At 42.3% G+C, this 25,874-nt stretch carries 23 protein-coding genes; 5 read left to right on the top strand and 18 right to left on the bottom strand.

Annotated elements, in window-relative coordinates; translation table 11 throughout:
• Window positions 1–4 precede the first annotated feature (4 nt).
• From AC6B99_RS15570 to AC6B99_RS15560, 3 genes are all read right to left on the bottom strand, one after another.
• Window positions 5–502 carry a flagellar protein FlgN gene (locus AC6B99_RS15570; protein WP_056036911.1) on the bottom strand — a complete coding sequence of 166 codons (498 nt, stop codon included), beginning with the start codon at window positions 500–502 and terminating at the stop codon, window positions 5–7.
• 16 nt (window positions 503–518) lie between these two features.
• Complete coding sequence (gene flgM / locus AC6B99_RS15565; RefSeq protein WP_496663684.1) at window positions 519–806, bottom strand: flagellar biosynthesis anti-sigma factor FlgM; 288 nt, start codon at window positions 804–806, stop codon at window positions 519–521.
• 109 nt (window positions 807–915) lie between these two features.
• Window positions 916–1,335: a flagellar protein gene (locus AC6B99_RS15560; RefSeq protein WP_496663708.1), complete on the bottom strand. Its 420-nt coding sequence runs from the start codon at window positions 1,333–1,335 to the stop codon at window positions 916–918.
• Between the two features lie 216 nt (window positions 1,336–1,551).
• On the opposite strand from AC6B99_RS15560, the gene AC6B99_RS15555 reads away from it, so the two are divergent.
• The 5 genes from AC6B99_RS15555 to AC6B99_RS15535 all read left to right on the top strand — a co-directional run bounded on the left by AC6B99_RS15555 (window position 1,552) and on the right by AC6B99_RS15535 (window position 4,225).
• Entirely contained in the window at window positions 1,552–1,839 is a 288-nt protein-coding gene (locus AC6B99_RS15555; RefSeq protein ID WP_494860831.1) for a hypothetical protein, read from the top strand.
• Entirely contained in the window at window positions 1,827–2,438 is a 612-nt protein-coding gene (locus tag AC6B99_RS15550; protein ID WP_496663683.1) for a lytic transglycosylase domain-containing protein, read from the top strand. The genes AC6B99_RS15555 and AC6B99_RS15550 overlap by 13 nt, the downstream gene beginning before the upstream one ends.
• A gap of 119 nt (window positions 2,439–2,557) precedes the next feature.
• Window positions 2,558–3,523, top strand: coding sequence for a sigma-70 family RNA polymerase sigma factor (locus AC6B99_RS15545; protein WP_496663682.1), 966 nt, complete (start codon window positions 2,558–2,560; stop codon window positions 3,521–3,523).
• A gap of 75 nt (window positions 3,524–3,598) precedes the next feature.
• Window positions 3,599–3,925: a hypothetical protein gene (locus tag AC6B99_RS15540; RefSeq protein WP_430160399.1), complete on the top strand. Its 327-nt coding sequence runs from the start codon at window positions 3,599–3,601 to the stop codon at window positions 3,923–3,925.
• A gap of 3 nt (window positions 3,926–3,928) precedes the next feature.
• Window positions 3,929–4,225 carry a thioredoxin family protein gene (locus tag AC6B99_RS15535; protein ID WP_494882302.1) on the top strand — a complete coding sequence of 99 codons (297 nt, stop codon included), beginning with the start codon at window positions 3,929–3,931 and terminating at the stop codon, window positions 4,223–4,225.
• 78 nt (window positions 4,226–4,303) lie between these two features.
• Here the strand turns inward: AC6B99_RS15535 and AC6B99_RS15530 are convergent, their stop codons facing one another.
• The 15 genes from AC6B99_RS15530 to AC6B99_RS15460 all read right to left on the bottom strand — a co-directional run bounded on the left by AC6B99_RS15530 (window position 4,304) and on the right by AC6B99_RS15460 (window position 25,862).
• Window positions 4,304–4,630 carry a hypothetical protein gene (locus AC6B99_RS15530; protein ID WP_496663681.1) on the bottom strand — a complete coding sequence of 109 codons (327 nt, stop codon included), beginning with the start codon at window positions 4,628–4,630 and terminating at the stop codon, window positions 4,304–4,306.
• Window positions 4,627–5,649: a peptidoglycan recognition protein family protein gene (locus AC6B99_RS15525; RefSeq protein ID WP_496663680.1), complete on the bottom strand. Its 1,023-nt coding sequence runs from the start codon at window positions 5,647–5,649 to the stop codon at window positions 4,627–4,629. Before AC6B99_RS15525 ends, AC6B99_RS15530 begins: the two co-directional genes overlap by 4 nt.
• A gap of 15 nt (window positions 5,650–5,664) precedes the next feature.
• Complete coding sequence (locus AC6B99_RS15520; RefSeq protein WP_494860841.1) at window positions 5,665–5,991, bottom strand: hypothetical protein; 327 nt, start codon at window positions 5,989–5,991, stop codon at window positions 5,665–5,667.
• A gap of 105 nt (window positions 5,992–6,096) precedes the next feature.
• A complete protein-coding gene (locus tag AC6B99_RS15515) occupies window positions 6,097–10,650 on the bottom strand; it encodes a DNRLRE domain-containing protein (RefSeq protein WP_496663679.1) in 4,554 nt (1,517 codons plus the stop codon).
• A 35-nt stretch (window positions 10,651–10,685) separates the two neighbouring features.
• Window positions 10,686–11,804, bottom strand: a complete 1,119-nt coding sequence (locus AC6B99_RS15510) for a discoidin domain-containing protein (protein ID WP_496663678.1) — start codon at window positions 11,802–11,804, stop codon at window positions 10,686–10,688.
• Window positions 11,805–11,819: 15 nt separating this feature from the next.
• The gene (locus AC6B99_RS15505) at window positions 11,820–12,608 is read right to left on the bottom strand and encodes a hypothetical protein (protein WP_496663677.1); all 789 of its coding nucleotides are present in this window, start codon (window positions 12,606–12,608) and stop codon (window positions 11,820–11,822) included.
• A 39-nt stretch (window positions 12,609–12,647) separates the two neighbouring features.
• Window positions 12,648–13,244, bottom strand: a complete 597-nt coding sequence (locus AC6B99_RS15500) for a hypothetical protein (protein ID WP_496663676.1) — start codon at window positions 13,242–13,244, stop codon at window positions 12,648–12,650.
• A 57-nt stretch (window positions 13,245–13,301) separates the two neighbouring features.
• On the bottom strand, window positions 13,302–13,763 hold the full coding sequence (locus AC6B99_RS15495; protein ID WP_496663675.1) for a hypothetical protein: 462 nt from the start codon (window positions 13,761–13,763) through the stop codon (window positions 13,302–13,304).
• A 156-nt stretch (window positions 13,764–13,919) separates the two neighbouring features.
• Window positions 13,920–15,014 (bottom strand): hypothetical protein, encoded by a 1,095-nt coding sequence (locus AC6B99_RS15490; RefSeq protein ID WP_496663674.1) that lies wholly within the window; start codon window positions 15,012–15,014, stop codon window positions 13,920–13,922.
• Window positions 15,015–15,091: 77 nt separating this feature from the next.
• Window positions 15,092–15,952 carry a hypothetical protein gene (locus tag AC6B99_RS15485; protein WP_496663673.1) on the bottom strand — a complete coding sequence of 287 codons (861 nt, stop codon included), beginning with the start codon at window positions 15,950–15,952 and terminating at the stop codon, window positions 15,092–15,094.
• Between the two features lie 12 nt (window positions 15,953–15,964).
• Window positions 15,965–17,056: a cell adhesion protein gene (locus AC6B99_RS15480; protein ID WP_496663672.1), complete on the bottom strand. Its 1,092-nt coding sequence runs from the start codon at window positions 17,054–17,056 to the stop codon at window positions 15,965–15,967.
• Complete coding sequence (locus AC6B99_RS15475; RefSeq protein ID WP_496663671.1) at window positions 17,057–19,819, bottom strand: hypothetical protein; 2,763 nt, start codon at window positions 19,817–19,819, stop codon at window positions 17,057–17,059.
• 37 nt (window positions 19,820–19,856) lie between these two features.
• On the bottom strand, window positions 19,857–21,677 hold the full coding sequence (locus AC6B99_RS15470) for a hypothetical protein (protein ID WP_496663707.1): 1,821 nt from the start codon (window positions 21,675–21,677) through the stop codon (window positions 19,857–19,859).
• Between the two features lie 57 nt (window positions 21,678–21,734).
• Window positions 21,735–23,150, bottom strand: coding sequence for a hypothetical protein (locus AC6B99_RS15465; RefSeq protein ID WP_496663670.1), 1,416 nt, complete (start codon window positions 23,148–23,150; stop codon window positions 21,735–21,737).
• Window positions 23,151–23,204: 54 nt separating this feature from the next.
• Window positions 23,205–25,862: a PKD domain-containing protein gene (locus AC6B99_RS15460; protein ID WP_496663669.1), complete on the bottom strand. Its 2,658-nt coding sequence runs from the start codon at window positions 25,860–25,862 to the stop codon at window positions 23,205–23,207.
• Window positions 25,863–25,874: the final 12 nt, after the last annotated feature.

Here is a 25,874-nt window from a genome sequence, read left to right as displayed (position 1 = left end):
CTCATCATGCTTTGGAATCAAATAGTTTATTGAACTTATTTCCATATCCTTGATTCATCGGATGCTGGTAGGTGAGATCCTCGTTCGGGTCATCCATCATTAGGCCAATAGAGAAATCCAGAAAATCTAATGATTGTTTAATTAGTTGCTGATTCAAATCATTCGCTTCCTTCAGCTTCCCCAGCACATCATTGAGCTGGCTATGAAGCTGCAGTAGCTGCACTTTAATTTCTGGATTCGTTACGGAGCGAATCAGCTCAGCCAAAATACCGCTGCGAATTCTAAACCCAATATCCTTAAAATAACGGGAAGTCAGTTGGGTACGCATTCGTTCAAGCTCTTCCGCTTTCGCAACAAGCAACTTCTGCTTCTGGGTCTGTACATTTAACTGCAGAACATGATTCTGAATAATCATGTCCTTCTTACTAAGTTCAATTTCCAGAAGTGAATGATACAGCTTTAGCTGCTGCTGCAGAGTATCTGCAATTAACTCAAGAGACATCTCCGTTCACCTATCCTCATTCGCTTGGATTGTTGCCGAAATAAGGAAGCAGCTTCTCAGCCAGCTTGCCCGAATCAACATGATACGTTCCAGATGCTATGGATTGCTTCAGGCTCTCAATATGCTTTGCGCGTTCGGGGCTGTTCATCTGACTCGTAGAGAGCATCTCCTTAGCGGCGGCTGAGATCTGTACCTCATCCTTCTTCTGCTTCTTATTGGCATTATTCACAGCCATTTCATTCTTCTTCTGGTACTGGTTAATGGAATGGATACGACCAGGTTCATTTACCTTCAATTTATTCACCTCATTTATTTGGACACATGCTAATAAGCCGATAACCTTTAAAAGTATTATCGGCTGATTCCTCAAGAAATTTATAGTTATATTGACGATTGACAAATATTAATAAATTCTAACGATCCTTATAGCGGTCCAAACCTTTATAAATGTTCTGATTAGCCTTCTGGGCTTCCTGCTCTTCCGCCCTTCTGGTATCCTCGTTGCGCATCTTTCCCGTATCGCTAATTAAACGCGCTCTGCAGCTATCACACATATTGTTATCCCGTATAAAAGTACCGCACACCTCGCACGGATAAGACATATTTGGCGCATTCACAATCGAAATCCGGCCTTCTCGAACAAACTTTGTAATTTGGCGGACCGATACTCCCGTTTCATTAGATAGATCATTTATATTCGTGCCTTTGTTTTTACGCAAATAATCGGAGCAGAGCTCATACTCTTTATCTATTTCCTTAATACAAGCCGGACAGACGTCACGAAAGTTCTTGGAGAACAGCTTGCCGCAGCGTGGACAATTATCTAAATTCATCATTATTTTCCGACCTCCCTAGTCTACCTTTTTGAAGATATGATTAGCTCTATTCTAGCCGAAAAAAAGGGAAAATTCACTAGTTATCTTTTAACAATCATTTTACAAGCTATATCCCTCTATCTAATAATCTTTCATTTCTTATTCTATCATCCGCAACTTTTGATCCACTTAAAGACACTACTCACAATATAAAAATAGAAAGGAGCCAAATGTATGAATTGGATGACTTCTAAAATGGATGATCGAGTGCGAACTGGAATTTTACTGATCGAGCAGCCCATTACGTCAATCAAAGAAGTTTATTTTCAACATGATGGGAAGAGATTGTTTTTGGCTTCCATTACAGAAGCAGGATTAAAGAGGTATAGGGTGAACATGATTGAGGAGTGGCTTGAAGAAGTAATAATTAATCTGCCACCATACGAGGATCTCATAAAAATCGCCCAAAATGAAGGCGAACGGGTTCAAGAACAAATGAGGGCAATACCATGCCCAGACTAATTTCATGCGTTTTAACAATCACTATACTCTGGACCTCGTACCTGCCACATGACAAAAATTCCTCAACACCTGCAACGACTATCGATCAGGAAGAGGAGAGTCTAAACGTTCCTCCAGTTGCAACTAAACATGCAAAAGATTCTGTACCTTCGCCTGTTAAAAAAGCAGACCAAACTACAAGTAATCTAATCGCTCATATGCTCAAAAATAAGGTAGCAAAAGCCAGTGCTAAAGAATGGGCTTCTCTAATTATGAAAAACAGTCAAGCTTACAAAGTTGATCCTTATACCATTTTAGCAATGATTCAAGTAGAAAGCCAATATGATGCCAAGGCAGTTGGCACGGCTAACGATACGGGACTGCTTCAGATTTTGCCCGCTACCCAGAAATATATGAAAGTCGTTGGAGATCTGCGCGAGCCCGCAGTCAATATTGAAGTGGGTTCCAAATACCTCGCCTATACCCAAAAACGATTTGGAAAAGAACTAGGGATTGTAGCTTACAATCAAGGGGAAGGCAATGTGGCCAAAGGCAACTACAGCACAAAGTACCTTGAAAAAGTAAACAAAACGCTTGAATCGATTGAACGACATGAATAAGTTTTTTACTAGGCCCTAGTTATAGGGTCTATTTTTATGTCCGCAACTCCTCATTCCGATACAACGACTACTTAAAGTATCGAGCCTTACAAATTAGGAAATTAAATAGAAAGTTAGAGGTGAATCCATTGACGAGTCATTGCTATCAAAAGCTTCGAAAATCCGGACTCAAAGATATGCATAATATGGAGCTCATAAAAAAATGCAAACAGGACAATGAGCTACTTGGCGAATTTTTGAAAGAGAATCGCGATTTTATTTTTTCGATTATCAAGCATTTTAAAGGAAGTATTGAAGAAATCAGAATGAAATTCCGTGTGACGGACGATGAGTTATATCAGCATGCTTGCATCGGCTTCCTCACAGCACTGCAGGACTTTGATTGCAATAGGGGAATTAAATTCACCACTTTTGTCGTACGCCCTATTCTGTGGGAAATCAACCACTTATTATATAGCGATTCACAGTCCGTTCGTTTAAGTCGTGGTGCGGTCGAGCTCATAAAAAAAATGGGGGAAATTGAGCATACGCTAGGACATAGGCCGAATGAAGAAACGATGGCCAAGCTTTTAGAAATATCCGTGGAGCGATATAGAGAGATTGCTACGTTCAGTGACGATCTGGAGCATTATGATGGTATCGCTAATTTCGATATCGCGGAAACATCCGAACTCAACCTTGAGCAAAAAGTAACCGATCGTGTCTATGTACAGCAGCTATTAGATGATCCTATATTCACGGAGTTTGAGAAAACGGTCATGATTTTAATTATGAAGGAGGCAAGCTATACGCAAATTGCTGATAAACTAGGCGTTTATCCCATGACCATCAATCGGACGCTGACACGTATTCGCTCAAAAATTCAGCAACAAGAAAATAACGCTCCGGCCGGCCACTCGAAGGTCACCTCTAAATATGATCGAGAAATCCATGCAATTTCGCAAAAAATAAAAGAGAACACATCTATTCCGAGTGTAGAAAAAGTTCTCGCCCTCTTGAACGAGCAAGGGTTCGATTGCAGTCTCTATTCAATAAGAGTGTTGTATTACATTAGGCAAAAAGCCATTCATAATTCAAGTGAATAATTGGGTTAGTTTATAACTGGCCCATTAATTATCAGAATTTTCAGTCTTTATAAAAAATGAAAGTAGGTATACGAAATGAATAACGCTTCTTATTTTCAAAGTTTGCTTGATCAAGCATTGACGCCTGACTCTCGATCATACAATGAGCTAGTTGAACAGTTGGCTTGGGCAGAAGCCGAAGTGACGAATACGCAGGATGCTCTCACTAATCTGCAATTCCGTCTTCAGCACGGAATTCTAGTGATGGAAGACATCGCTGCCGAGGCGGAAGAAATCATTACTCGCCATCAAGCTGTTCTAATCACAGCCCACGCACGGCGGAGTGAATTTCAACAGCAAATGTCGCAAATTGAATCTGTTATCGGCATAGCTGAAGATATGTGGACGTTTGGAGAAGAATGATACATGAATGAAGAGAAGTTTGCTGAACTAAACCTGCTGCTGTATACGAATGAAGATTGTGTTTATTGTCGACAGTTAAGCACCACTTTAGCGCAGATTGCACAAGAAAGACCCCATATTATTGTGACTAAAATAGCGTATAATCCTCAACTGCATACCTCCATCAAATCTACTCCTTCTGTTATTGTGCAATATAACAACGATGAGCTAGGCCGATTTAGCAGCGCTTTATCCAAAAAGAGTCTGGATAGCTGGCTTGACCAGCTTCAAGACTATATTCGGTCGCATCTTAGCTGTTAGAGCTTAGTTTGCATTAACTCTTTCCCCTATTATTTATTAGAAAAAGGGAGATATCCAATATGGATACTCCCTCGTTTTTTATTTATTTTCAGCTGATGTCGGCATGCCTAGCTTCTTTAATAAGCTATTTAAATAATTAGCTCCACGGGAAGCCAGAACTCCCGCAGCCATAGTCGATACATACTCGGCTGTTCCATTCAAGCCAAAAGGGTTAAGCTGAAAGGCAAAGGCAAGACCGATGCCAATGATAATGGAAAGGCCATATGTTGTTTTCTCCTTAATATAACTAGGCAATACTTGCTTGAAAATTTCGGTAATCGCTTCTGTCAAACCGGCTACTAACAGCCAAATCCCGACTGTTGCTACTACAGCATCCACGGTTGTAGGTAAAGTGGTTATTGTCATTTTGCATTCAAACCTTTCGAAAGAATAATCGTATTTAAGAAAGTAAGCTCTGATAGCGTAAGCGTCTTGTTTTTAGCCTTTTCAATCCACTCCATACTTTCAAATGTACCCGCCTTTTGAAGCTTCGTTAAAGCATCTACCAGCATATCGACTTGCCATTGTACTAGCAGCAATCGGTCGTCCTCCTTTACTATTTTTTCAGCTATCGAAGCTAGCTCCACGTCTATTCTAGCCATTGTCAATGGTCCAACTCGGCCATCCTGGGCCACATCAAATGATTTTTGCAAGGCTCTTACAGCCAAATCTGTCTCTGCTCCGAAATCCCCATCCACGGTCAGTTCGCAGCCTAGCTTGTTCAGTTTCACTTGAAGCTTTCGGACCTCTTCCCCGGTGCTTCCTTTACATAAAATCAAACCCGTCGCTTCTTTCACTGGATACGCAGTTGTTACTCCCGTACAGGCTTTATACTCATTTGCCACATCTGCAATCAACTGGTTAAAGTTTTTTCCCATTCGTGATAAGGCGTTCGTCGGGTCCACTTTCCGCTTAGGATCTAGAGTATTATGCCCTATAATGTCCTTTAGCGGATTCAGATTGAATTTATTGCATATATAAGCCAAATACCATACATATCTTTTGTAGGACTCTGTATTATTTATAGACCCTTTCAGATGGGAGTAACATAACTCGACGCCAATTGCTACATCGTTGGCATCCGCCCCATAAATGGCGTTGTCCACTGTTGTGTTATAAAGCACATGCCAGGCTTTTTCCTTAAAACCTATTGTGGCAGGAATACATTCAATAATTTGTTTGTCATCGATAAAAGTATGGGCTGATGCGCTCATCTCATTGGCTGAGTTTATATAATATCCAACATTGCCAGCAGCTGTACTTCCATCATTTCCGGTATCATGCGCAACCGCGAAACCTACACGATTCATAGCAATACCAGAGCGACGTTTCGTCTTTACAGGAAGCAGGCGTTGTTCAATCAAGTATTTCATTGTGAAAGACAAGCTGACTCCTCCTTTTTAAAATCCAGCATTTATTCTCTCTTCTCTACCGGCCGAAAGCTGATTCACTAGCTGCTCTACTTTTGCATTCAGCAGCCGATTCTCAGTGACCAGCTCCATGTTTTCTTTGCGTAGAATAACAATCTCTTGGCTAAGCTTCTGGATTTCTTCTTTATGATCCAGCAGCTCTGCCCGCAATTCTGCGCGAAAAGCTTGTTCGTCCTTGGATAGCAGCTCACGATCTGAAATTCTATCTTTACTACGACCGCCGAGATAACCCATAACGCCTGTAATAACAGAGACTATGGCCCCAACTACAATCGTCAATATACCTTCATTCATCATATTTCCACCCTTCCTTTGCTTATTCAATATAAGTAAATAGAGACAAAAAATAACCCTCTCCCGGTATGCAGAAGCTCACTCCGGTAGAGGGTTAACTATGCGTCATTACATAATAAAGGCGTAGGTACCATCTTCGTTTATCTCAACTGTAATGAAGCTGGTTAGATCTGATCGATTAATGATTTCAACGTAAGAAATGAGGTCTCGGGCATATTTTTCAGCGACTCTAATAGATGCCTTTATTTCTTTTAAGCCTCTACTTGGTATGATAATATTGGAGGCAAAAAACTCTGACTTGACCGTGATATTTCCCGCTAATGAGGAATCCGCCCATACAGTGATTTCGGATGGAAGCTCATTGACTTCGTTTTTTCTTATTGTTATATAAGAAGTTAGAAATCGATCCTTCTGAACGGATACTACAATTGTCGATGGAATAGAATTCGCAAAAATGACAATAACTTTACCTATAATTTCAGGTTTACTTACTCCAATAGATGTCAACAGTTCAGAGTAGTCATTCCCGGTTATGATTATATTAGATGGTATTGAATACGAATCAGCTTTCCTTACCGTAACATGTCCTGTCTGGAAGTATCTGGATACCGTTAATAAGGTTCCAATCGTATTATCCCGCCTGTTACGGACCGTTAACTCTGACTGAAGCGGGTCCGTTTCCTTCCTTTTAACTGTACAACTTGAATACATATTATCTCTACGTATCGTGATTGAGGACTCAACCATATCTGGATTTAATATGCGTATGTGACTGCGAAAATCCGATTGATCCCTCGTGCTTCTGATCGTAATCGTACTCTTAAGCTCTTTTGTTTTGTTCTGTTGTACAATGATGTCTGTCTGTACTTCAGCATATCCTGTGCTTTTCACTTCAGGATTATAATACTCTACCACTAACACCGGAGTAAATTTACTTCCTCTTTCCCTCGTTCCAAGCCTAGCCATTGAATCGTCTATTTCTTTTTCGGCCTTCAACAAAATGCCATGATAATCAGCCTTGTTTTCATACCATTTTTTAACATTATCTAAAAGATCTATCTCTGTATATTTGGCCGATTGTTCAATAAGGACCTCTTTTATTTTATCACTATGGCTTGGTGTGCTCGCCCAGGTTACTCCAAACTCTGTCCATTGACCCTGTATTTCATATAAGCCTATTGGATTTTCAATTAAGCTAGTGCCTTCAACATATATCTTTAAAAAGGCTTTCGTTATCCGTTGTCGATCTGGAATGCTAGCTAAATCAAACTGAATCAATGACCTAAATTCTTCGCCATCGGCTGTTCGACCAACTACCATCTCTTGCTCTTCCCCATAATTTAATCGAGGCACCTTTGACCTTACAAAAGCATCCTGAACAGAGGATAGCAGTTGCTCGATTTTAGCAGGGGGAATGACCGATACCGTGCCGCGCATTCTGTCACTAACCGATACAGCTATGCTGCTAATGAGAGGACTAGTATGTTTAACTTCGAGCTGTGAAGGCATTGGGTCTAAATAAACGGGTCTAACATTTACAGTTGCCACCATTTTCTCATGAGGCTTAACCGTCACAGAAGCGGCGAAATCTTCTCTGCTTGGAATCGTTAAAAAGCTCTTTCTCTGGTCAACACCTTCCATTCTGTCGGTTTCATACAGCTCAAGTTCATGTATGCTAAGCTGAGTTATATCGGTAGAGTTACTGATTTCCCACTTAAAAAAGCGGTATTCCTGTCCTCTGCGATTCTCCGACAGCATGTATTTACGAAATTCTCCACTTGCCCAATCTGGCTCATTGACTTTAGCATCCAATAACGTCCAATTGGTTTTGTCATTACTACCGTAAAATGTCCAGTCCCTTGGAGTAGGTGAATAATAGGTCGGTCTAGCACCGATCCCATAACCTGCAATAGCTAATGGAACGTTGAAAGTGAAAATTAACCACGCACTTTGATGCCCAGGCGGGGATGCCCACGGATATGTGGCTGTCATTGAGTTATCAAAGGCTCTCCATTCTAGATGATTTACATCGTAATTGCCAGAGACCTCTATGTTATACCCCTTCCAGTCTGTTGCTGTTACCGGCAATGTAACATCAGCCATGGAGGAACCAGGATTTTCAAAATGCTCTTTATAGACGTGCAGACTAGCTTCTATATCATCTATTGACCTAACGTAAATACTAGAGGTTAGATCCATTAAGTTGGTTGATTTGCTTAACAGAGTAAACATTGGCCTGAATCCCGTGCTGGTAAGAGTATTAGAAGTTGCGGCTACACTACTAAAACCATTTACCGTACTCCCCCTGACTGTACGGCTTGCTAGAGCAGATATTGTATTTACCGTGTGAGACCAAACACCGGACCAATTCCAAACTCTATTATCGCCCGCCTCAATCCTTTCCTCCAAAGAGCTGCCCACAACATATTTATCCCAATCATTTAACTTATCATTTACAGAAACGCCGCCTGTTGGGAGTTTAATTGTTACATTGGATAATGAACGTTCTTCTTCATATAGCTGCATTTCATCTAAACTAACAAAATACCCCGTATAACCATTTGTCGCTGTGACGTGAAGCCTATAATGAAAATAGGGCGTATCATTGTCAAATGAAAACAATAATCTAGCCAGAAGCCCCGACTGATTTAATTTTCTATCTAAGGTGGTCCAATTCAGACCATCGTTGCTCGCCTGTATAGTCCAATCCTTTGGAGCTGCAGCATTATAGGTATTAGAACGCAGCGCATAATGTTTAATGATTTTGGCTTCCGAGAACGATACATTCAACCAAGCTGGAGAAGGATTATTTGCTACCCAACGTAGTGTATCTCCTGTCGATTTATTGCCATTAAATACTTTCCACGCATCATAATTTGTACTGTATTTCGAACTTACTGATACTATGACACTACCGTCAGTTGACGCATTGGATGTGAGTATAGGTATAGCAGGTATTCTCTGCTTATCCAGTAAAAGTCCGGAAGAAAGGCCTTCATTATTTAATGTTGTCCATAAAACGCTGCCTTGAACATTACGATCAGCCAGCAGCATCATTTTGCCCGAATCATCATGATCTACAGCAATTAAATAAAAATCGCCATCGGGATTAACAGTTGGGGTTTGAGGAAGAAAATTCTTGTTCTCCTCCCCTAATCCACTAAAATAACCAAACTCGTCAGGTAGAGACTTATAATTACAGCGTATGCGTTTTCCAATCTCCAGCTTGCTTGCATCTAAAACTTCTTGAGGATGTAAAATACGCCCCTCAGCATCAATGTCGATGGCATCCAATCTAATATCATAGCCTGCCGAGTTCACCGGTTTATTGATAATTTCTACTTGAACACGATGCCTTCCGGAAAATAGACCTGTTTTCTCATAAGAAATAACTTTATGATAATAATAGGTATCCAGAGCACTGAAGTACTCTACGATTGTTCCATCTATCGTTACTTTTATTTTATCGCTATAAGAGATCGCTTTAGAGGTGATCAATCTAAATTTTGTGCCTATAAAGTCAAAAGCAAACTTATTTCCTGCAACAATTGTAACCGAGCCCATTGCACTTCCACCATAATGATCTGCCAATACAGAGGAGGTCCAGCCATTCATGGGAGAATATTGGATAGCAGGATGGCTGTCATCGATTCTTTTCCAACCTTGCTCCGGTATAGGCAATACGGCATTTAATTCACCTAAAATATAACCATCCTCATCTATGTCAATCGCATCAAGGTAAAAGTCCCCCTCTTCCGCTGATTCATCTATTGTTATCTGAACATCATGAATGGCTTTAGTTAGTAAGTGTTTCTCATATACCAATATTTGTCCTATATTCGCATTCGGATACCTGGAAGTAAAATGACCTAAATGAGTCCCATCTATCTCAATACGCATCTTCTGCTGCCGATCCGGGTTCGTACAGGCCAGCAACCGAAGCTTAGACCCATAAAATCGAAAAGCAATCGTATCGAAAGTGCCACTGGATACTGATGCACTCTTTCTAATCATTCTTGAAGAACCACCATACATATTAGAAATAGCCGTACCATTATAGAGAATATAACCATTAGGGTAGGAAACCTGAGAGTCATCATTTCTCTTCCAACCTGGCTCTGGGCTTAAATACTGTGTACCTAATGAAAAATCATTGTAGCCTTCTTCCACATCGACTACTACTTTAATCTCATTGAGGAGCACTCCCCAGTTTCCTGATTGGTACAGTTCAATCCGAACATATCTGAAATGGCCCTTTATGCCATGTTCCCTGATGGTCCCGTATGGGCAGTTGGCATAAGTATTAGATACTCTGCTCACGACCTCCGTCCAAGTGGTTTTATTATTCGATACTAGAATCCGATAATCGGAAATTGAATCATCCCGACACCTTGGATAAATAATAAATCGGTCTATACTATTGATTGCTCCTAAAATGGAATTAAAATCAAAATCAAGCGTAGCTGGTCCACCATTTGTCAACCAATAGGAAGTAGCCGCGCTTGAATTCGTTATGCCATCGAACAAATATCTCATATAATAGTAGTTGCTATTTGTATATACGACTTTGCTGCTTGTTACTATTATACCGTTCGGGGCTGTATAAACAGCTTGTCCTGATATGCCACCAGAACCCCCGCTAAGATTTAACTGATAAAGCATTTTTACACCTGCCCTCATTGTATTGAGTATTGGGACTAGAAGGAATATTCAATAACGGGCCTGAAGCCTATTTTTATCGGCGTTGAATATGTTGCTATTGTACTCCAGTAACCTTTTGGGTCTCCATTTCTACCACGAACGGTTCTTCCTAATGCACTTGTTTCAAAACCTGCGGCTGCAGCAAACCCCGAAAAAACAGTATCTGATGTCCATGTACAGGGACCATCGGTTCCGTAATTAAAATGCCAAACATCATTTCCATTATTCGTTTCAGGCACGGTATAACGACCAAATGTAATATAAGTATCCCATTCATTGTTTGCCGGGTAAGCTCCTAATCTATAATCAATGTTTGACGGATTTCCTGATTCAGATAAATAGGCTATGCCCCCCGTAATGGATCGGACCTTACTTTTTACTGCTTCAGCTGATAATGTCAGTTCATTAATTCCCGTGTATGAAGCATGTCCATCATTTTGCGTAATATTTATTCGATATTTGCTATAGCTTATCTGATTGTTTAGAAAAAAAACTTTTTCCTCATTTGCTGTCCATCCTGAATATTCTCCTATATGCAACGAAATCCAAGCTTCCCCATTAAAAGCTTCTAAAGCCCATTGACGAGGTGCCGCTGTGGGTACTGTAATAGGAGCTTTGATACTGTATTTGTTAACCTGTACAGGCGCCGGAAATTCATAGGCAATCCATCCTGTCTTTGTACCATTGGCTGTAAGCCATCCATAACTGTTATCTGCTTTATCAAAAGCAAACCACGAATCGTAAATTGAGTTGTAAACCGTGCTAGCCGTGACTTTACCTGACGGAGCTATATTAGATGTCATTTTTGGAATAAGCGTATCGTTAAAGCTAGTGCCTTGGGTATAACCTGCCATATTTAAAACAGACCAGGCTACATTCGTTTGTACAAGTCGATCCGCAATGAGGAGACCCTCTTGTACTTTAATAAAATAAAAGAAGCCGGAAGGTATGCTTGTCCCCTGCTCGGGTAATTCACTCCCCTCTCCCTGGTCGCCAAAGCTATAAAAATGTCCAGCTGCTCCAGACGCCGCAGTATAACCACAGCGAATAAAATCCCCTATTTTCATCGTGCTAATATTCGCACATAACGTTCCGCCAGTAGGTGGAATTGGCATTGCATATCACCTCCCTTATAGTGGATCAGCTTTGGCGTAGATATTAAAATCTCCTCCCGCCATTGTGTCTTCCTCAGTTACGGCCCTCACATAAAACGTTTCACTCTGTTCATCCTCGATTATGCCATTAAAAATAATCTTATCTTCTGCGATAAACGGACTATTATATTTACTGATTTCAATAGCAAGTTTCTCGGGAAACTCTGGCTCTCTAACGTAAACTTGCATGTTTACGACAGGAAATCCACTGTAGTTAGTTATAGTCACCTTTTGAGGCAGGGCTATCTGCCCGGCAATAAGTGTTCCAAAGTCCAAATTTTTTAAAATATCACCTGCTGGATTATGGTATGGATATTTCTGTTCATCGGTAAATAATAATGTAGGATGCTCAATATCAAATAAGGAAAATGTAAAATCATCAATAAAAAACGAATCTAATCCACTATTAATAGTGGCGTCTTTAATATATTGAAACTCAAGCTTATGATTACCTGCTGAAAGAGTGGTGGAGAACTCTGTCCAACCGATCATTCCAGACTTGTGTAGTTTTTGTACGCCGTCAATATAAAGGTTAAAATAATCAGCGTATTCAGAACTCACCATATACATAAATGAACAAATAGATTCCGTTTTTGATTCTACATAAATGGTAAAGCTGGTAGAACTTCTTCCTCCTATTTGTTTACTCTTAATAGACCTTGTCCCACTATAAAATTGGGCTGTGGAATATTCATAATCTCCCGTTATATTTGCAATTCTTACTTTAGACTCAAAATTATCGGTTACCATATAGGGTCGTATCATTTGCTTTTCACCCTCCTAAACGACGTTTCCATCTGTTTATTATTTCAATTCCCATGTGATTGCCCCACCTCTATCTCTTGCTAAAGGAGCATCCACCGTCTCCACATGTCTTCCATTTTGTTTAATTTCCAATCGTCCATCCAAGTCTTCACTGGACACCAGCTTGAATTCCAACCTAGCTTGTTCATTTCTAGGAATTTGACAAATAACCTGAAAATGAAACATGACCTCATCTATTAAAAAACTTGTTTTATAACCAAAATTAAATTGTGTAATAGATGACTTTCCAGAGCCTGCAACGTTAGGATTAAAAATAAATTCCGCATCTTTAAAAGAAATAATATCCTTATACATCAAAGGTCTTCCTGTTAATTGATACGTGTTGCTATCCGTTACATAGCTGATATCAAACATTTGACCCACAATTTTGAAAATGCCGCCATAAGCCTCAAAGTACATAGATGATCCGCTGCCTACTAATCCAAAACGCAGAAGCTTATCCCTTTCAATACTGTAAAAGCTGTTTTCTTTACCAGTCTGATGATCAAATTCGCACAAACATGTTCCATCCAAATATTCAGCTACCCACATGAATGGTTGATTGACAGGCACAATAACCCCTTGATTCCCGAACATATATATTCCCCCATTGTATTGGTTGACAAGAAACCCCACTTCTCAGTGGGGCCATAATTAAGTAAATTGATAAGCTACACGAGTTAGAAAGGAAAAATTACCTGCAGTCGCAGTTGCTGGAACATTCGCTTGAAGCGTTACTTTCGCAAAATTAGCAACAGCCCCAATGGAACCATCATTTGCAGTTCCTTTAATAATTCCAGCACCTGCAGACCCTCCTGCCTGAATGGCCTTCATTGTCATCCCACCTATAGGTGTAAAAACACTTTCATTTAAAGAGTCTACTCGGGCTTCAATCCATTTATTAACGACAACCTCACCTGTGTTGCCTCCAAGGACGTCTTTCGTCGTTATGGTACAACCAGTCATATCTGACACATTGTTAGTTATGCCTTTATTATTCCAAATCAAAAAGGTTGTCGCTTTAGATACTCCGCCCGCATCAACTACTCCTATTGGCCATTCTGTCTTCTGCTGTGTATTCGTTAAATCAAACCACTGTACTACCGGGCTTGCCATTACAAATCCCTCCTTGTTTTGTTACTATCCTCAATATAAGCAGCATGATCCTTTGTTTAACCGGAATTTTGGTAAAAAAACACCCAATGCTGTAGCAGCATCGGGTTTAAAGAATACGAATAGAATATGAATTAGGCTTTTATATGAATAGTCCTTTTAGAGTACTTTTTTATAACTAACATCCAGCACATCCGGTACACCCTCAACAATTTGCAGCGTATCAGGTGCAAAATTAATGCCTGTATAATCACCCTGGCCATTCTCAATGTTCACATAATGAATACCCGGTGACTGCAATTGTCCATTAATATAGACGAATAGAGTATCTTTACGTGCGCTGCCTTTGGCTAGTGTATATAAAGTTTCTCCACCAACCGCTTCATAAATTTCGCGGGTGGACTCCTCCTCTACTTTACCGAGGCTTTGTTCAGCTGCTGCGAGCCGTCCTGCCAAGTTGCTAAGTACAGCCTGCACATGAAGTCCAGCGTAGTTTGGGTCAGTAATTACCCCTACCAGTTGAGCTCCTTTGCCAGCTGCAGTGGATACAAAATCGCTTAGAATAGCTGTATCAGCATTGGCGCGAGCAGTCGATTCACTAGCGATTTGCTGGACAATCGGCGTAGCTAAGTTAGCTGCGCCATCATTATCCAGCGAACCTGCCCCACCGTACAAATCCTTCATCAGCTGAATAAGATTCATATACGCTTTAGCATCGGTCGCCCCTTCAACAAAACCGGCTCCGCCTTTAATAATGGCATCTACCGGAATAACCGAAAGGTTTGTCCGTACTACATAGCGAAAATCGACATTTTCCGAAGCTGCGGGGAACGTATATGGTTCTTCAGCGTCGTTCACTTTGCTATAAAATTTGAGAACAAACTCCCCTGAATTTTCTTCCAAACGGCCATATACAACGTCCGAATCCTCATCTCCAATAGGAGAATCCGTACCAGCAAGACGAACTTGTACCTTTTCTTCTAAAACCACTCCTTCAACTGCAACTGAAGTGGCTACCGGCCGGGAGCCTATAAGGTTCGTTACCGTCAATTGGTTAAAACCCGCTACCATCTTATCGTTAACTTGAACAAACACATCCAATTTCGTGTCTTCCAATACATCCCGATGAGCTGAAAAATCAATATCAATATAGTTTTCACTGATTTTGTTCGCCTCATCAAAATGCTGATTCCGCATAATTTTGTTATTAAACTGCTCTCCACGGAATCTAGCAATCCCTCTCGTACCTGCCATATTTCCTCATCTCTCCTTTCTCTTTCCACCTTCATTATAAGGAGCCCCCGCTTTATTCTCACAGCAAAGCGTAATATTTAAACTACCTGAATGACCAACTCGACGGTTAAGCCTTCAATGCCCGCTCCCGCTTGAATGATGTGGATTCGAAAGTGATCATTTGCATGAACGTCAGCGATTTGCAAATCGTAAGGGCTTGTACTCGCCTTGCTGGAGTGTGCGCCTCCATCGATTGTCAAACCTGATCGCAAAATACTTGTCCATCTGGGGCTTGTATCCAATTGTTCCTGCGAGCACTTCTCTATATCCAATAAGGTAGCTTCGCTGCCTGTTGTGGAGCAGGAAGCATACACCTCCGTAATAATCCCTTCATACGGAAAGCGAATATCCATTTTAGCGACACCATTTTTGACCTTATTAAGCACAAAAACCATCGTCTTGCTTTCAGCCCGGCGCTCAATGGAATCCAGGCGAGCATCAAGATCCAGATGCGGCGCATCCTGCTCCTTATATTTTCTAGCCTTAATGATCTCCTGCTCAAGCTTCCTAAGAAGCTCAGCATCCTGCTCCCAGCCAATAGTCGTGCCTTTCTCAAAATACTCAAGCTTCCAAATCCGAATATGAATTTCGTCACCTAGTTTCAAGGAGACCGGTTGTCCGGCTAGAGCGGAATCCCCATAATCCAGAGGATAACGGCCCAAATCCAAACGGATTGTCCGTTTATCCACTTCCTCATAGCCGCCACCCGATAGCAATTGCTGCCCATTAAAATGAACTTCAATTTGCCCAATATCCGGAATGTAGGTGTATGGGTCAAGCACAATAAATAAACCTTTGCCGCTGTCCAAATAAGCTTGATCCACAATAAGCTCGAGGCTGTCCCAGTAAAAAGTCTCCTTCTTGCCATAACGCTTCAACGTCATTTTAGTTCCGGCCATCGTTCCACCTCCCTATACATGATTAATATCCAAAATAAAATTCAACGGTTTGATATCAAAATGTTCATTTTTCCGCTCAACCTTCATCCAAAACTTTATTCGGCCTAAGGGAGAAACTTCCGGCAGCTCAAGCGTCGGGGAAAAATCCATTGCTGGCTGGTCCACATTGTCATGACACAAATCGACCCACTCGTAACCAAACTTATCGAGGTACTGGAGAATACCCAATTTAACATTTTTAGCTGTCTTATTAGACGAGGGATTGACTAGCTCCATTTGAACGACCGTCATATTGTCATACATCGTTCCCAAATACGTATCTTTTGTTACGTTAAGCTCCTTGCCTTGCCAGTGTACTTGCAGTTCGGTACCAAATAGGAAGGTATCCCCTCCATAAATATTAAAGGCATTTAAGCTCGATAGAAGAATGCCATTGCTGTCATAAACCTTGATCATCCCATAATAAGGAGCTGTGGGAACCTGGATATCCACTCCTGTCCAGGTTCTTTCCACCGTTGACGATGCAATGGAGTTGCCGAATTCATCACATAAATATACCGTGCAGCCTTCAGCTAAATTACCGACTGTTATTTTATCGCTTTTGCAAAGCACTAGTCGATCCAATTTCAGGGGAACAAAACCGTTGCTGTCTCTGCTCTTTAGTGCAACTCCAAGTTTATTCGCGGCCAAAATATCGGTATCAAAAAGCTCCCACCCACTACCGCGATCTGCATAAAACGTCCATCGGTTCCCTGTTCTGAGCGCTCGCCATTTGCTGTACTCCCGTACAGCTGTATCCAGACTTTCCAAAAATTCAATACGGGACTCGCCATCCTTCCAGACAACAATTCCCCCCTCGTCCTTATGCTCTGTTGGGACATAATCTGCTGTTACCTCGAAGAGCAGACTGTGTTCTGATTCTGGAATATCAAATAGCAGCACATTGTCTTCTTCCGAATGATTTAAAACAAACTGTTGAAGCGAATGGTCCAAATCTCCCGCATGAAGAGGAGAGAGTGTATAGCGAGCATGAAGATTCTCGTATTCAAATCCATCATCAAACAGAAGCCCACTCGTTTTTTTATAAATACCCAATTTTATCACCTACCTTGTTTTCTTCCAGTTCCATATGCTCCACGATGCTATCTTTCCAATAATGAGCCAAATTCTTGGTTTCTTCTGTTCAGGATGCGTAGTCATCCGTCCTTGTTCAGCTTCATCAATTGAAACTTCAATCGTTTTATGACGTTTCCCGCCGATTGGCTGAGCAATATCAGTCTCCAAGGTAGCTTTGCGACGTTCTCCTGCCGATGGGGATATCGGCTCTGTTTGATGTATAATGCGTTTCCGTTCAGCATGCTCGGAGCTTTCAATATCCACTTCCAGCGGTGCATGCTTGCGGCTTGATTGTTCATGCTCCTGAATATTCGTTTCCGTGAGCCGCCGTTTGCGGATTGCTTCATTCGCTTCCGCTACATCACCACCATTAATCGACAATACATTATCAGCTGAAATGATTTCTTCCTCATTACCACCATTTATGGAAAGTTTATTTTCTGCCGAATGGCTTAGCTGTGTAACAGCATTAAGCACGGTTTCACTTTGGCCAGCAGCCGTTTCATCCAAAATAGCCGGCATAATGACATCACCAAAATGAGTGGAGCCTTCTTCATGCCTGATCGCATCAAGCACGGTTTCCCCTCTCCCTACTCCATCCAACTCCATGATGACCTCATTGCTATTTATAGATTCAGCTCTCTCATCCTGATGAAGAACATTGAAATAGTCAGGCGCGAACAAATCAGCCCATTCCACATTTTCATAGAAGGCCTCTTCGTTAGAATCTGCAATTGCGGCTTTGTCCGGCTGGTGAAGAATGGAGTTATAGTCGGAAGCAGACTCGGCCATCGCGGGATCCGATATCAGCAATTGTGTATCCTTATCTTTAAACATCGACGTTTCCATAGATTGAGCCGTTCCTTCAAACTCCGTGACATAGCTCGCCTCCGTACGGTCATTTTCACTCTGATAAGTGAGATAATCTTTGTACTGCGCTTGCTCCGTCTCCTGCATCACATAATCCTTCAGCCTATCCACATACTGGGCCGTTTCTGACAGCTGCAGATTCGTATCCTCAAGTCCAAGCCCATTGGCGGCTGTCTGAGTTATATCCTGTATGCCTTCTGCCTGCCCTGCTTTATCGGCATAATCAAAATCAGGTCTTTCCGCAAGCTTGCTGTTAGCATCAGTCATGGCTTGTCCAATATGATGCAGCAATGCGTCCTGGCCCCAACCCGACTGATTGATTAGAGTCATTTCATCCATTAGGCCGCTATAGGGTGAGCGAGTATAAGCATATTCCGGAATTTCCGCAATACCCGCTTTATTGCCGCTGGCCTCCGCAAGTTCGGTTTCGCTTGTAAAAGAAAGCAGATTGCCGCTTCCCCCAGCGGTCTCCGTAACATGCATGAATCCATCTGCCCGAGCTTCAGTAAACATCTGTTCCAGTGAGTCGATGATCGCATCTGCAGCAGCCTGAGCATCAGCCTCTGAAAGCTTTTCAGACAAAGCACGAGTTCCTATTTGTTCCATCCCCGATTCAATCATCTCAAACGCAGCTGAACCATACATAATTTCCATAAGTCTGGCTACTTTGCTTACTTGCGGATCACTGGATAAAATTTGCTTTATATGGTCTGAGAGGGTGTCCGAAGCTATTTCTCCTTCAACTCCAGAATGGCTGGAAGAAGCTGCGAGTAAATTGATTTGGGCATCTGCATTCACATTATCTACGCTACTATACGTTGACCATGCAACGCCCGCTTCCCTGCGGCTGCCGTCGATCGCCTCTGATAGCAGCTCCATAGTTCCTTCTTCCTTATTTCCTGAGAGGGCACTCTCCAGCTCGACTTGCACAACCTCATCTTTGCTTGCTGAACCGGCGTTATAATAGTGGAATGTATAAGCCTTATGTGTGTCATCTGTGACATTTAAAGTGTTGGAGAAAGCTTCAATCTCCCCATCCGCCATTTCGTTTTGCCTTATTGTATGGGAGAAGGATTCTCTGGTCGTTCCGTATAAAAAGGGATTATTTTTTTGAACCGCATGAAAAACTTCCATTTCGATAGCAAAATCCTTAGATTGATTAATAGCCGGACTAAATTTAGTAGGCTGGTCTACTATATGTTGTCTCTCATTTTCATAAAAGGAAGCGGCCTGAACAGGCTGCGTTGATTCGGGAATAACCTGCTCAGCATTGGAGAGGCTAGTTGCCCTACTAGCATTCACAACATCCGATACATAACGCGATTGAATGTCAGATTGATTTTCAGCCATCGGTGATCGTTGTTGCCCTAATTTGAACTGTTCGGTTAATAAATCGACATCCGTTTGGGTGGCGGACATGCTCCCTACTACTTCACCCACTTCAGGGATGGTTCGAAAAGTGGCTTCATTCCCTTCACTCAAGGCTGCTTCTAATACGCCCGTATGATTAGAAGCCTCCGCTTCATCCATTTGAACCAGCGGTGATCTTATGACACTATAATCAGCGCTTAAATACTCATGAACCCGGTTTAGGTAGTTGACTATGCTGGCCAGAACGGTTTCCATCTCTTTCCCTTCCGGTTCAGACACATAGCTGGCTTTATAGCTTTTTCCGAATGCCCCGGTTGCCACATTCGGTGTTTTTCCCGCCTCCTTCATCTTGTCTTCAATTAATGCCTGATACGTGCTGCTCACTGGAGCAGTCAGATGATATTGGTTATGCACATCGACCAAGTAGTCCAAACCGAACGTCAGTTCATAGCCCTTTTTTGAAAAAAGGGCGGTGAAACTGAGCAGGTAAGATTTTTTACCGTTCAGCATTTCACCGCCTACCTCCCTTGCTTATTAAATTAAGCTATTACCCCTGATTCTTGATTAACGTTTCTTTCAAAATGCCAAGACCGATTGGAGCAAATGGCGACATATTGGCCAGTGTAAGCGGACTTACAGGAGTATCAGCCAGCGTATACCGATATAGCTGTTTATAATCATAGGTCGCAATAACCTCTTCTCCATCTCCTGGAATATAGCCCGCAGCAAAAGTAATGGCTTTCGTCTCCATTTCAATCGTATAATCCGTACCATATTCCATTTCGACGCAATCCACTTTAATTTTAATGTTGAAGGGCGTACCGTCATTTTTCAGCGACGGACGATGTGACAGATGGAATACCGCTCTCGTGCCGTCGCCTTTGCCCAAATCTTCATTTTCAGCCGTTTCCACAACCTCCAGCTCATCAAGCTGGGAAATATTTTTCGGGTGTACAGCGTAGCATTCATCCAATTTACCGACAAAACCGTCATTTGGATGCACAATATACATTGGAGAAATATGATATTTTCCGCTGTATACAGATGGATTGAATCTCGCTTCGCCCTCGTCCACCTGCTTGTCATGGGAGATAAAAGCAAGATAATGATGCTGGTAATAGGTGCCGCCAATCGACTGCTGCAATTGTACAGAGCTATTGCCATTTGAAGTATTGTTTCCATAGTCAACGAATAGTGCACCGAGCTTCATATTCGCTTTCCATTTCACTTCATCGGCTGCGCGGCAGCCAGACATAATAACATGGTTCTTCCGCGGCGCTTTGCCCAAAGTCGTCAAGCGACCAATATAGAGCGGTGCATAATACGTATTTTCCGGCCCTGGTGTCGGGTCTGGGCGGAGAAACATAACAATGCGGTCTTTGGTAATATTGCCCCAATAATAAATGGTCGAGTCCCGCTGCCAGCCGCGTGAAAAATCATCCATCGGTGTAAAGGACATTGCGGTTGGGAGTGACGGATACAGATAATAAATAGCGGTATATGCTGCATTAAGCAGCTGATCCCCTTTATCTGGATCGAAGCTTTTTACCGGAATATCGCCGTAGTCGAGCGTATCTGTGCCATTTCCGTTCAACACCTTAATGTAAGAGACGTTCATCTCTGCGCCAGACTCTGGAGCAGCACCTGTCATTGTAATCGTATTGCTAGCATAATTGACTGTATATAAGTCAGGCGATACCTCAACTTTATTTTTATAAAAAGTCACAGTACCCGCTTTAAGTGTCGCCGTTGTAGGAATAGGAAACGATTTGCGCGAGCCATCGCCGTCTGGAAGAATCGATTCCGGATCTCCAATGTATACAGCATCACTCATAGCTTGTACAATTTTTTCCCCGCGCACATCATCAAAAGTAAAGAAATACATGCGTTTAGGCGGTCTAGGAGCAATCTGGGCAGGCTCGTAAGATACTGTATACTTATCTCCCTCTACCGGTGCCTCCCCCATAAGGACTTGTCCTTTAAAATCATCGAGCGTATAGTCTGTTTTAGGTACCTCAACACCGTTTCTATAGATAATGACCGTATCCTTAACGATAGGATATACTTTAAATTGAAAACCCCTGTCAGTGTCCGGAATACGTACTAATTGCCCTAGAATAGAGTTTTGAGAAATAAAATCTGCTTCACCCAGCGTCGCGGTGTTTTTAGTACCATAGCCGTAAACCATACCGAAATTTCTGACTTGCCCGTCGCTGCCTCGCGAACGGAACAAACGGACATCGGCAAATTTCGTATTTTTGTAGACAGAACGGTACTTGATGAACGTATTCCAGCCATTGTTGTTAAACAGCTTTTCCATGTCTAATGGCAGCTGTTGAATATTAGAGTCTTTATCAAACCACATAATGTGACCACCTCTCGTTTAAATAGGCCGGCTGCTTGGTTAGGGCAGCCGAAGCCTTTATTACGTAATCTCATTTCCTTCTTCATCTACTGAGTTGACATACAAACCTATACCTGCCGGACGATATTGCGTGCCGGGCTTTTTCGTGAAAGGTGAAATTCCTTCTACCATGAAGTAGCGGAAAACATCATACTCATTTGGGCAAAGCGCCTTACGCACACGAAGCTTATTCGCATTAAACGACAACGCAGACAAAGCAATGGTATCTTTAAGTGAACCCCGGACACCTTCCTCAGGATGGATTAAATACACTTTGGAAGTATGCACCTTCTGGCTATAACGTGAAGGATTAAATGAGTATTTGTACAATGGATTTTCTGCATTATTCCATGCTCTTGGATAGTCCTTGCCATCTGAGGCGCGTTGTGGCGGAATCGCGTTTGGCGGCGCGTTCCATGACAAGTAATACGCTTGATAGCGGGCACCCAACTTGGAACGGCTCATCATGACATTATCCAACCCATTGGCTGGGTATTTCGGATAGCTTTTCAACAACGGAAGAATGCTCGGCATCCTTGTCGTATTATCGAAATCATATTTCGCAATTTTGTCGATTGTATTCTCTCTCGGAACGGAACCTACAAACATCGCATAAGCTTCGTCACCTTCTTCAATCGGGTCAATTTTCCCGAAATAAAGTGGGATGGATGGAACTAAGTTTCCTTCTGGTGCTGGCACATTGTCGGACTGAATAATGAGGAACAAATTTGTAGGACTCAAATGGCCTTTAATCGAAATTTCCGAGTCAGTCCACCAGTTCGTATACTGGGCAGGTGCACTGTAAGATGAAGCATAATAGCTGTCTAAAAGATTGGTTCGCAAGCCAGTCGTCATAATAGGAGACTGCATTCGATCTAGAAACGCTCTTGAAATCGTATAGATACCATTGGAATTTGTTTCTAAGCTCCACTTACTCTCTTGCGCTTCAATATCTACTGCTGCACGCAATTGCTCATTTGCATCACTGCCATCCCAAGGAAATACAATATCAGGTGTATTCGGACCTAATCCAGATAACTTCTCTAACATGTACATATAAAGAGTATGCGGTGCTCGATAATTTCTAAATTCATTACTTGCCCATTCATGAAACTTATCCTTAATCGCAACCTTCGGATCCATTTTTAGTTCCCTCATGGCTCCTACAGACAGTTCCCAACTTCCCACAATAGCTACGCCAAACATTTTGCCTTCTGCATTTTCATAAATGTAGTGCTCTGCAACTGTATTTCGCACCATTGTTTTCTCATTGGATGGTCCAGATGGCCTTGTCCAGATTGCATCATAGATAATCTTTTTAAAATTAGCAGCGACTTTCCAGCCTGCTGTGGCAAGCAATTCACCCAGTCTCCACTGCAGGTTCTCTTCCGTTACCTTATGGGTAAAGGAAGCAGGTGTTGTATCGATAAATGCCATTTATTTAACACTCCTTTGCTCAATTCTTTAATTGTTCAATCATTGATTTCCCTTCTAAACAGGGCAGTGAACGGTATAACTCCAGGAGGTGCCCTCTGATTGTGATTTCATGACTACCTTGATCTGCGTAATTCCAGCCACAGGGCTGTAAGCAAAATGCAATGAGCCGCTGCCGGAAACATAATTATTAGAAGAAGCTACTAGCTGATCCCGGTAATAAACATCGATCCGATCAGGCACAACCTCCATTGAATAATCAATTCTCACATTACCCGCTCTTGCTCCCAATTCATGATACTTCTCTGTCAAAACCCCTCCGCCACTATCATTCATATGACCACACTGCATGGTGCCTGAAGGAGGCGGTGGCGGCGGTGGTGGCGGAACCGGCTTCGCTTTGACCAGAACCGTTGCCGTGACAGCAGCATGCTGCTCCCGTTCATTCCAAATCTTAAAGGTTACAGTATACTGTCCGGCATGATGGAAGGTGTACTCAGCATCATTAACGGTATAATCTCCTTTATGCACATCACTGGAAACCGTCCATTGATAGTACGCAATTGGTGAATGCCTGCTGTATAACGAAGAAATTTTAAGCGAATCTCCTTCTTCAATAACGGATATTCCCGGATTAATGGTGGCAGTAAAGGCAGGCGGCGCAGGTGGTGGCGGTGGAATCTCGGGCAACGTATAGCCACCTTTTAAAATGCCAAGGCCTGCCGGTCTAAATCCGGTAGCTGGCCTTTTCGTCAATGGTGAAATACCTTCGACTAAATAGTAAGCGTATACCTCGTACTTGTTTTCCGCATCACAGTGGTTTTTGACAGCCTTCAGCTCGTCACCATTCATTATAGTTAAGGGAGAGACGAGAATAACGTTGCGCAGCGTACCATATGTGCCATCCTCGGGATGGATTAATAAAGCTCGGGATGAATGGGCTTTATCACTGTACCTAGACGGATTAAATTGATATTTGTAAACATCCGTTTCATAGTTATTCCAGGCACGAGGATGCTTCTTCCCATCCTTCTCTTCCCGAGTCGGCGGCATCACGTTCGATGGAATATTCCAGGAAAGATAATGCGCCTGATATCTTGCTCCATATTTTGTTCGTTTGACCATAACCGAATCAATACCGTTGCTCGGATAACTGGGGTAGTCTTTCATCATGGGCTGGAGAATTTCTTGCTTAAGCTCCACATCGTCATAGTCTAGCTCTGCCGATCTCTTTAATGACGCTTCCAGAGCTGCTCCTTCCTTGTAATAAGCAGTTCCAGCGAATAAAGCAGCAGGAGCCATATCGTCAGATGTTTCCGTTTGAAGCGTAAATTCAAGCCACATACGAGCCGCAACAGGATAATACACGCTTACACCATCGCCGCTAACCGCTTCAATTGTAACTGCGCTTTTCCCTTGAATATTCGTGATATCAAATTCGCCCATATACTCTGCGTCTTCACGATTATTGGTTGGCTCTACTGTTGCTGTAGTCGTAAAGTGACCTATTACTTGCCCCGCTATCGTAAGGCGCACAAACTCGTCGGATCTTCCTCCATCCGCATCTCCCATAAGCCATACCTTCACTTTAGAGCGGTAATTCACCATTGGCTTGTTCGAAATAATGGTAGAGCTCCGCGTTGTTGCACCTGAAAAATCAAACTTGATTTCCCTATTTACAACCTCGTCCACTGAGTCGCCCATATTGAAATCACCCATATACAAAGGAATAGCAGGCACTGCGTTGCTATCCCATATCGGAGCTGTATCCGCATGAATAATAAACATAAGTGATTTCCCATCTATAAAACCCTTCAAGAAAACCTTGCTGTCTTCCCACCAATTTGTGTATTTTACATCCGCAAAAGCAAATTTCTCCGTATGCTCCAGCTGTGGAATACGCGTACGAGCGACAGTAATCGGCGACTGGTACAGCTGTGGAAATTTATGTGTGATTTTAAACTGTAACGCTTTGGTCTGGCTGTTAAGGCCCCACATGGAGGTCTGAATTTCGGCATCCAATGCAAGACGTTTTAATTCCGCCGGATTGTCCCATCCCACAAGCATTTTTCCCGTACCTATAAATTTATCAAGCTGGTAAAAATAGAGGGTATGCGTCTCATACAAACGATCCTCCTCCGCTTTTTGAATAGCCCATGAGAATATTCCAGTGCTCTGTGGTGTAAGCTCCGTTCCATAGTCAGCCAACGGTTCATAAATAGCGAAGGGAACGCGGCACTCCGTATTTCCAATCTGCTCCGTTACCTTCGCAAGCATCGCCATACCAAAAATATTGCCGGATGCATTCATCAGGATGTGGTGTTTAGCTACATAAAAATCAAACGTATCCTCAGCCTGAACAGAGCTGTAGTAAATGGCACATTGACCTGCAACCCCTGGCTCAAACGTAATCCGTGTCGTTCCGTTTGCATTTTTACTTTCGGTATAATAGGAGAAGGGCATAATCCTGCCGTCCAAATAAATGAAATAATCGTTATTTAAAAGTTCAGGCAAATCGACCACCGGGTTTGCCAGAGGTAAATAAAGTCGCCTAATCGTAGGTTTGGTGAGCTTATTGGAATAAGCGACCTTCGTAAATTCTCTAATCTTCGTCCAGCCATTATTTTCGCAAATGCCTACAAGTCCTTCCAGCAGATGCTCTTCATTGAGCATCGTATCCAGCCAAGGTGTCGGCTGGTAGGCTGTATCGGCCATATGTTCACCTTC

The sequence above is a fragment of the Paenibacillus liaoningensis genome (genome assembly GCF_059609455.1).
Note: the sequence above shows the minus strand (reverse complement) of the source record. Positions and strands in the feature narration are given on the sequence as shown.